Source organism: Massilia sp. LMS1-1-1.1, assembly GCF_040815535.1.
Lineage (GTDB): Bacteria > Pseudomonadota > Gammaproteobacteria > Burkholderiales > Burkholderiaceae_D > Janthinobacterium > Janthinobacterium aestuarii.
This window is the reverse complement of record NZ_JBFPNG010000066.1, coordinates 221394-231036: the sequence shown is the minus strand read 5'-3', so window position 1 is coordinate 231036 and position 9643 is coordinate 221394. Positions and strand designations below refer to the sequence as shown.

Annotated in this window: 5 protein-coding genes; all 5 read right to left on the bottom strand. The window is 64.9% G+C overall.

The window, feature by feature from the left end; genetic code table 11:
* Positions 1-231 precede the first annotated feature (231 nt).
* Genes MRBLMS1_RS29025 through MRBLMS1_RS29005 form a run of 5 tightly spaced genes read right to left on the bottom strand, consistent with a single transcriptional unit; the run spans position 232 to position 9518 of the window.
* Positions 232-960, bottom strand: a complete 729-nt coding sequence (locus tag MRBLMS1_RS29025) for a YfaP family protein (protein WP_485883834.1) — start codon at positions 958-960, stop codon at positions 232-234.
* Positions 961-989: 29 nt separating this feature from the next.
* Entirely contained in the window at positions 990-2684 is a 1695-nt protein-coding gene (locus tag MRBLMS1_RS29020) for a DUF2300 domain-containing protein (RefSeq protein WP_485883832.1), read from the bottom strand.
* A complete protein-coding gene (locus MRBLMS1_RS29015) occupies positions 2684-7237 on the bottom strand; it encodes an alpha-2-macroglobulin family protein (protein ID WP_485883831.1) in 4554 nt (1517 codons plus the stop codon). The genes MRBLMS1_RS29020 and MRBLMS1_RS29015 overlap by 1 nt, the downstream gene beginning before the upstream one ends.
* Positions 7234-7914, bottom strand: coding sequence for a DUF1175 family protein (locus MRBLMS1_RS29010; RefSeq protein WP_485883829.1), 681 nt, complete (start codon positions 7912-7914; stop codon positions 7234-7236). Before MRBLMS1_RS29010 ends, MRBLMS1_RS29015 begins: the two co-directional genes overlap by 4 nt.
* Positions 7911-9518 carry a DUF2138 family protein gene (locus MRBLMS1_RS29005; protein WP_485883827.1) on the bottom strand — a complete coding sequence of 536 codons (1608 nt, stop codon included), beginning with the start codon at positions 9516-9518 and terminating at the stop codon, positions 7911-7913. Before MRBLMS1_RS29005 ends, MRBLMS1_RS29010 begins: the two co-directional genes overlap by 4 nt.
* Between the last annotated feature and the right edge of the window lie 125 nt (positions 9519-9643).

The following is a 9643-nucleotide window of genomic DNA, read 5'->3' as shown; positions in this document are numbered from 1 at the left end:
ACATCAAATGCCCACACTTATCGACTGTTAATTGTTAAAGAACTGTATTCGGTTACTGCTTTCGCGCTATCGACAAAGCGTTGTGTTTGTCAGCTGCGAAGAAGGAAGAGTATGAAGCATTTCGCTACGTCCGTCAACTCCTTCTTTTTCTCTACTTTACTCAGCATTTGCATGCGTCGTTCAGCGAGGGGGCGAATTATAGCCAAGGTGCCGCGGCTCCGCAAGAGCCATTTATGGCAACACGAATGACTTCACCAGGGTCAGCTCGCCGGCGGCCCGCATCGGCACCTGGAAGCTCTGCAGCTTTTCACGCGGCGTGCCTTCGTTGGTAATGACCGATATGCGCGCGACAGTCAGCATGGCGGTGTTCTCGCCGCTGCCGTAGTAATTGACGTAGGCGTGATAGTTGCCCTTCAGGGGCGCGGCGCTGGAAAAGATTTCCGGGCCATAGCCGGTCGTCACGTCCACATCGAGCGCGCCGCCATCTTTTAATACGCGATTGCCATACCAGGCGTGGCCACCGTCCGGCGTGACCACATGCAGATCGAGGTCGGTGCCAGCGCTGTCCCACGACAGCACGATGCGCAAGCGCGCCTGGGTCTTGCCCTGGTAGCTGTCGACGAACTGGGTGCGCGCGCGGCTCCGACCATCGGGCGAGCGCACTTCCACGCTGTTCGAGCCGCTGCCGAAGCCATAGGGACGGCCATAGCTGCCGTCCTCGCCCACTTCCATCGGCATCGCCACGCCATTGACCACCAGGGTGGCGGGCTTGCCCTTGACGGCGCCCGCGATACGCCCGCGTATCTGCGCCGTTTCAGCCTGGCCCGGCTGCAGGTTGACCGATGCGGCGGGGTAATTGACCGCTTGCGTGTAATCCTCGCGCGCGCCGGCCGAGTTGCGCCAGCCGCTCTTCGGTGCATCGATAGTGACCTGGGCCTGCGCCCAGAGTGGTAATAGCAATAACGGAATCCAGTAGCGGACAGGGGATCTCACAGGGCCTCCAGGTTAAGGTCGACGAGCCGGCGTGCCAGCCGCTCGACATATTCTTCGTCCTGGCCACGCGGATGACGTCGCAGGCCAAGGTGCAGGTATTCATGGGCCAGGGTGATGCGGTCTTCGCGCGTGGCCAGCGGCCGCATGAAGATGCGGTTGCGCGACTGTTCCGAATATGGCGCGCCGCTCTGCAAGGCGCAGACCAGCGGCGCTTGCGGCGGCGCCTCGTAGCCGGCCTCGCGCAGCAGCACACGCTGCCAGCGCGGCACGGATCGCGCCAGCCAATCCTCGTTCTGCGCCAGGCGACGGCAACGCGCACCCGTGTTACCAAAGGTACTCAGCGCGCCGCCGGGATAAGCCGCCGCCAGCAATTCATCATAGTGCTTGCCTTGTTTGGCCTGGCGCACCGCCTCGCTCCACGCCATCGTGCCCTCGGACGGCAAGTTACTGTGATAGCGCACGGTGACGCCATCGACGATCAGCTGGTCGGTCCACCGCGCAATGGCCAGGGCCGCCGGCGTGGCGGGGCTGGGACTGACACGCTGGGTCGCGCTGCTGTCGGCGATCTGCTGGCAACCCGCCACCGTCACCGCGTTCTGCTGCAGATAGGTGCGCGCGGCAATCGCCAGCGCCTTGGCCGCTTCCGGCTCACTAGTACTCGCTTCGCGATCGAGCACGCGCGCCACATATTCATTGACGCCGAAGCGGCCGCGCAATTGCGGACGGCCGCCCTTCTCTTGCAGCAGCATCAGCTCGCCGGTGCTGCGCAAGGCCAGGTTCTGGCCATTTTCAAAGCGCACGTGGTAGCGGCCATTCAGCGGGCCAGGTACGGCCACGCCACGTTCGCCGCGCACGGCACGGATCGGATAGCGCTTGAAATAATCGACCACCACGCAACCGCCGTCGTCTGCCGCACCCATTGGCGGCAGAGTGGCAGCCAGCCTGGGCGCCCACTGCTCGAACACATTGCTGCTGCCGCCCGCGCCGCCAAACCAGATCGGCGTGCCATCGGCCAGCCAGCCGGCCGCACCGCCGATACGTTCGTCTGCCCGGCGCTGCTGGTGCCAGGAATACGTTTTGACGCGCAGCTGGCTGCCGAACCAGCGTGCCGTACCCGCGCCGCGCCCATCGAGCACCACGCGCAGCAAGGCCGCTTCGGCGTCCACGCGGCTGGCGGCCGGGATGCTGTCGAGCGCGCGCAGCAAGCTGTCCAGGCGCACCGTGCGCGCCGGCGCCAGTTGCGCAGGATCGGACAGCCAGGCAAAGTCGCCTGCCGGCGCGCTACCCAGGCGGCCGGTCCAGTATTTGCGCCACGGCGTGGCAGTGATCATCAGACGCCTGGGCGAGAAAAACGGGCCGCACGATTGCGCCAGTGCCGCGTCGTGGCCGATGCTCTGGCCCGCATCGCAGCAATACACTTCTTCCGGGTCACGGCCGCCGCAGCGGTAGTCCGGCATCGCCACCTTGTTATCGCTCGCGTACACATACACGAACAACTTCCACAGGCTGGCCAGCGGCACTTGCCGCGCACCGTCGAACGGCGGTGGCGCCGCACCGCCCTGGCGCAGCTGCCGCACTTCGATTTTGCCGTCGCGCCACCAGGCCACATCCAGCGAGGCCGCCCATGCAGGCGCGGCCAGCAAGGTGGCAAGCAAGGTGGCAAGCATCAAGGCTGGACGTGCAAAGCCCATCACTCGACCTTCAGCGCGCGCGTGGTCTTGCCGCCGCCTTCGAAGGCTTTCTGCTCCGGCTGGTACATGCGGTAAAAGCGCGCCGGCGGCAGCACATAATTGCCCTTCTGCGCAAAGCGCAGCAAGTGGCGCACGGTCACGTCACCTTCCATCGGCTCGATCGGCACGGCGTAGCCGTCGCGGCGCTCCGTGTGGCGCGCGCGTTCCAGCGCGGCCGGCTTGTCGCCCGCCATGACCATGCCCCAGGTAGTCGATTCGACCATGGCACCGGGCGGCAGCGCCACTTCCAGCAAGCCAAAACGGTGCTTCGCACCCGGCGCTGCTTTCAAGGTGATTTCATCAAGATACAGCGCGTCCGTGCTGAGCGCTTCACCCGGCTTGACCAGCTCCGTCGTGTAGCCGCCCTTGCCCGCCTTCATGCGCAGGATGCGACGCTCGACGGCGACCGGCAAGGTTTGCGCTTCGGCGGCATGGCTGTCGTACTGCAGCACGGCCACCGTGCCGGCCGGCGCCGGTGCGGCGAGACGCAATTTATCGGGAATACTCTTGGTGTCGCTCCAGTGCCAGAGCGCCTGGCCACTGCGGCTGTCGCGTTTTTGCCAGGCGCCGTCCAGCGCGACGACGGGTCCCTTGCCGAACGATACGCCGCCCAGCTTCTTTTGTACCCACATCAAGGTCATCGCGCGGTCCAGAGTCGGCATTTCGGCGCGCACGCCGGCCAGCACCGCCTCGGCCTGGGTAGCTGGCACTTCGCCGGCCAGCATCAGTAGAGCCTGCGCCACCGGCGCTTTGGACTCGCGCAGCACCTGCCACGAGCTGGCCACCTGCAGCTGCAGCGAATGCGGCAGGGCGATGCCGTTCTGGGCGGCGACTAGCGCCACCAGGCCCAACGACATCGCTTGCGCCTCACGGTCAGAAGCTCCGCCCAGCAACAGGCTGCTCGTGTCGCCAGCCTGGCGCGGCTTGCCGCCCAGGACGGCGATCGCGCTGTCATCCACCAGGCCGGCCGCCAGGGTCTGCGTGGGCAGGCCCATCTCACGCGCCATCCACAGCACCAGCGCGCGGTCGCCCATCGCATCCGTCAAGCCATGTTCGCTGTAGACGGCCAGCAGTTTGTTCCAGTGCTCGGGCGGCAGTTCGATGCGCAGCGCACGCGCCGCGTACCAGTCGGCGTAATAGGCGTACGCCGTCATCAAGGCATTGCCGGCCGTGGCGTTGCCCCACCAGCCGAAGACGGCGTTCGGGCCGGCCATCGATACCAGGCGCAAACGCTGCGCCGTGAGCAGCGTTTGCAGGCGTTCGCTTGCAGCACCGGCGTCCGGCCCCAGGCTTTGCGTCGCCAGCGCCAGCGGAATCAAACGGCTGGCCGTCTGCTCGACGCAGCCATACGGATAGTCGATCAGGTCGTCGGCAATGCGCGCGAACTGGCTGGCCGCTCCCTGGGCGAACGAAACGCGGATATTGCGCGCGTCCGCCGGCAGCTTGAGTGGAATATCAGCGGTGACGCCATCGAGCGGCAGCACCAGCGAGCGCGGGCTGCTCCAGGCAGCGGGCAAGGTTTGCATGGCCGTGTCGAGCGCGTCGACCTGTTTGCCATTCTGTTTCAGCTCCAGGCGCAGCGGCCCGGTAGCGTCAGCGGCGAGCGGGAATTCGACGTAATTGACACCTGGTTTGGCGGACATCTTTTCCGTCTTCGGCTGCGCCCCGCCTGAGAGAACGACGTCGAGCGCCTGCTCCTTTCCCGTCTGGTTGAACACGGCCACCGAAGCGCGCGGCGCATCGCCGGCGCGCATCCAGTCGGGCGCCGTCCACTTGGCATAGAAGTTTTTATCGGAACGCAGATAGGCCGTGCGCTGGCCGACGCGCCCCTGTTCATCCATCGCGCGGCCCGTGATCCTCCAGCGGGTCAGCGCGTCGGGCATGGTAAAACTCACGCGCGCATTGCCATTCGCGTCGGTCTTCAGCGATGGCGCCCAGTACGCCGTATCGATATTGTCGCGGCGCGGACGCTCCAGCACCTTGACGCCACGCTCGTTGTAATTGTGGCGCGCCGGCGCACCCGCCGTGCGGCCCTGCGCCATGTCGTAGCTGATGAAGGACAGGCTGGCCGTCGTGCGCACGTTGTTGCGGCGCGGATGGTAGAAGAAGTCACTGATATCTGGCGCGATTTCCGGCTGCAGCACGTAGATCATTTCATCGACCACGCCCAACGCCACCATGGTGCTCAAAGGCTTGCCATCGAGGGTGGCCTTCACATCGAGCGTGACCTTCTCGCCCGGCTGGTAGACCTCCTTGTCGCTCTTGAATTGCAGCGCGATGCGCGGCTCGATCACTTGCAGGCCCGCGTTCTCGAAGACAAAGTCGCCATTGCGCGTGTACGCCACCGAGAACGTCATGTTCGGGCCATGCTCTTCTTTTACCGGGATGCGCACTCTCCACTGCCGCGGCGCCACGCGCTTCGCCTGGTACCAGTTGGCGGCGCCGGCCATCAAGCCATGGTGTTCCACCTTGTCGCGCTCGAGCGTCAACAGCGCCTGGTCGACCTTGTCGGAGAACGTGATCAAGGCCTCGGCCGTGTCGCCCGGACGATAGCGGGTGCGGTCCAGCACGATCTCGATGCTGCCCGGCGTGGTCTGGATTCCATCGCCGGCGACCCAGTGGCTGGCGGCGGCCAGCAGATTGCCGCGCTCGTCGCGCAGCGCCAGCTGATACGAGCCCGATGCGGGGAACGTCACGTCCCAACCCTTGGCATTTGGATCGAACGCGCCGTCGGTCTTGCTCTGTTTTTCCAGCTGCACCATCTCCCAGCGCACGGGCTTGGCCGCGCCCTGTCCATCGGCCAGCAAGTCGAAATGCACGGCTTGGCCAGGATCGGAAAACTGGCGCGTGGCCTTCAGCTGGTAGCTGCTGCTCGAGCGTTCTATCATCAGCTCGCGCGTCGCCTTGACGCGGTAGGCCGCGCCATCAGTCGCCAGCACGGTCAAGATGTAGCGCGAGGGATCGGCGGCGGGCGGCAAGCTGAAGTCCACATTGCCGCTGCCGTCGCTCGTCACTTCCTCGGTCTTCAGGGCCACGGGGAACAGGCCACTGTAACGCAGCTCGCCTTCGACCATGGTGTTTTGCTGGCCACGCAAGGACAGGGTCATCTTCGCGTTTTTCACGGGTTTGCCATCGGGGTAGCGCAGCGCGATGCTGCCCTTGACCGCCTCGCCCGTCTTGAATTCCGGCTTCGATGGCTGGACATTGATTTCAAAATGCGGCTTGACGTATTCGGCCACGCGGAAAGCCGCGCCATACACGCCATCCTTGTAATTGAAGCGCAGTTCATAGCCGCCGGCCGTGGCTTCCGTGGGCAGACGGAAGCGCGTGTCGGCACCCGTATCGCCGGACAGCTGCAGCGTTTGCGTCAGCAGCGGCGTGCCGTTCGGATTGAGCACGCTCAAGCTGATCGGCGCCGCGCTTGCTGCCTGCGAGTTGCGCGCCGAGGTGAACTCGCGGCCCAAAAACTTGACGTTGACCTCGTCGCCGGGCCGGTACAGGGGCCGATCCGTTACGGCATAAATCTTGGTGTTGTAGATTTCGCTGTCATAGTAAAAATTCTCGGACACGAACACGCCGCCGGCGCGGTCCTGGCCCAGCACATACGTGTGTTCCGGGCTGCCGCGCTCGAGCGAGGCGACACCATCGGCACCCGTGATGGCCGATTGCAGCACGCCGGTGCCGTCGGTCCACGCCACGCTGGCGCCAGCCACGGCGGCGCTGTTGTCGCGCCGCGCCGTCCATACCAGCATCTGGCCGGACGACACCTTGGTCACAGCCACCGTGTCCGACACGAATACCAGGGTGGTGGCGCGGTGTTCGCCAATGATCGCTTCGACCAGGTACAGGCCCGGCTTGCGTTTACCCAGCGGTATCATCACGTTGCCGGCGCCGGCGACGATGAAGTCGCTGCTGGAGCCATCGAGCTTGACGCCTTTGGGCGGCGCGATGGCCTTGGCTTGCCAGATCGGATAGCGGAAGCTGTCGACCAGTTCCATGCCCTTGATCGGCTTGTACTGCGGATGGTTGGCGAATACGGTGCGCCGGCGGATCGCGTCATTCGTCGCCAGCTGCGGCTGTTCCTTCGTTACCGCGAGGCGCGCTTCGCCGGAAAACAGCTTGCGCCAGGCCAGGCGCGACTGCTTCCACCAGCTATCCCACAGAAAACTCAAGGTGTTGGCCAGGCCTTCGCCCTGGTAATTGCCCTCGACCTGGATGCGGTGCAGATTGCGCTGCTTTTTCAGGAACTCCATCGGTTCGGGCACGCGGTAGACGACGATGTCGGCGCCCGAATATGCTTCCAGGTTCATGCGTCCCATGTCGCGGCCCGGCACCTCGAGGCGCACGCGCGCTTCATCAAGACTGCCATAACTGGCGTCCGACAGCAGGAAGAACGGTTCACCCTTGAAGGTCGTGTAATTGCTGGGCTCGCGCTGCTGCGCGGAGGCGCTGCCCAGCATGAGCAGCGCCAGAAAGCCCATGAATAGCAGCTTCATGACAAAAATCGGCTTCATGATAAAAAGGCCAGCCGGAACACCCCGGCGAAATTGGGATTGTTGACCACAGGTTGCCACCGCGTGTCCTTCCAGCTCGTAAGTTCTTTGATATCGACGGTCCGCAGACCATTGTCGTCGGGGGTGACGGTACCGGTGTGGTAGGCGATGCGCGCTCCCATCCAGACCATCAGATGCTGTTCGTCGCCCTGGTCGAAAAACAGCAGGTCGCCGGGCAGCGCCTGGCTGATTTCGCGGGCGATGAAACGGCTGTTGTGCTGCACCAGCGCCAGCGCCGTGACGAAGTGGCCGACATTGCCGCCTGTCTGCACCCAGCGGTTGCGCAAGGCGGCCTGCTTCGCATCCAGTTCCAGCTCGGGCGGCAGGCGCCGGTCGCTGGCGATGCCGTTCGCATGCAGCCACTTCGCGTCATGCACGGTGAGCGCTTCATTGACGGCAAAGCGCACCAGGCCGGCGCAATCGCGGTGCGTCCAGCGCGGCGACGGCCCCCGTTCGATCTGCGCGTTGACGATGCGCAGCATCCAGGCCTGGAAGGCGCGGCTTTGCGCCTGCGACAGCAGCACTTGCGGCTCGGCGGCCGCGCGCAGGGCCCAGGCGGGCATTGCCACGGTGGCGGCGCAAGCCGCCAGCCAGCGCAAGGCGGCACGCCGTCCATGCCGCCCATGCCACAGCGTCATCGCGCGGCCTCTTGCCATTCCAGCGTTTCCCAGGACGTACCGCTGGCTGGCTGCCGCTTGAGCACCATGCGTAGCGGCGGATATTTTTTCAAGGCGTTCAGGCGCGGCACCAGGTGTTCGTTGGCGGCCGCGCGCAAGACCGGTTCATTATTCGCCGGCAGGGTATCGAAGACTTCCAGCTGGATCAGCCGGGCCAGCGACGCCGGCGCGATCAGGCCGATCGTGCGCGCGCCATCGGGCAGCAGGTCGCTGGCGGCCGGCGCCTGCTTGCGGCGCACGGCCAGCACCTGGTCCACCAGCTTGCCGTCGGTGGAAAAGACAACGGTATTGCCGGCCACGGCCAGCGCAGGCGTGGACTGGCCCAAGGCTGTGGCGACGCTGCGCTCCCAACGAACGGCACCATCTTTACCTGTCGTTTTGCGCACGGGGTCCTTGCCGCCGATGGCCGCCTCGAACAGGCTGCCATAGACAGCGTCATCACCGGCCTGCGCACTGCGGGTGGCAACAAAAACCGGTGTATGCAGGCGGGAAGTGCCGTACCAGCACGCGGCGGCAGGGCCTTGCAAGTGTTCGGCCAGCGGCGCCACGGGCGCGGAGGTCTTGCTGCCCAGGCGCTTGAGCACAGGCTGCAGCGCGGTCCAGTCGACCGGCACGCTGAAACAGGCGCTCGGGTTGTGCGGCAGCTGCGGCCACAAGGCGCTGCTGTCATAGCCGCCGTTTTTCAGTTTATCGGCATTGAGCAGCACCTTCGATTGCCAGGCGCCCTGTTGAAAATCGAAGCGCAGCGCCTCTAACGCGCCAAAGAAAGGCTGGTAGCCGAAGGACAGGAAGTCCGCCTTGACGGCGATGCTGTGGCCCTCGGGCGCGGCGCCGTCGAGATGGAACTGCGCATGAAAGACGTTTTGCTTGGCCGGCTCCGACGCCAGCAGGCTGACTACGGTTTTCTCGGCCGTGCCATCGCCATGCTTGCCGTCGCTGCCGCCATACAGCATGCCGGGATGGGACAGGATGACCAGGCGCTGGCCGTGCGCGGCAAACAGCAAGGTGCGCTGGTAGGCATAGTTCAACGCATACACGGGCACCTGGCCGCCATCGACGCGCAAGCTGCCGGCCACGCGCATCTGCGTATCCTTCAAGGCGATCTTGCCCGCTTCTTCCAGCAAACGCGTGAGCTGGCTGCGCGACACGGCAATGGCGAAATGCTTGAGCGAGCCGTCGGCGTCGCGCCACAAGGCCACTTCCGCCGGCTGGTCCAGCACCATGCGCAGCAACTGGTCGCCCCAGCCCAGCTCATGCTCGTAAGCGATGCGGCGCAAGCTGCCCTTGAGCCCCAGCCGGTCTTCGCTTTGCTCGTAATAGAACAGGAAATCCTCGCGCAACACATCGCGCGCCAGCGGCACCGTCAGCAAGTCGCGCGGCAAGGCCGACAGGCTTTTCGTGCGGACCAGCGCGTCGGGCCGGGATAAATCGAGCTTCAGGCCGTTGACCGGCCCCATCGCGCCCCAGCCAAACACCCGATAGCCGACCAGTGCGGCGGCTACCACGGCCACGCCGGCAAGCGTCCCGAACAGGACTTTTTTATTGCGTACTTTTTTCGCCAGCACCTTGTATCCCTTTTAGCCTGCCGCAGCATTGACAAGTTAGTAATTATTGACAAATGGTAACATGGCATTTGTTGCCGCAGCGCACAGCTGATGCGACAGCGTAAAATAGCGGTTTCGCCGTTTTC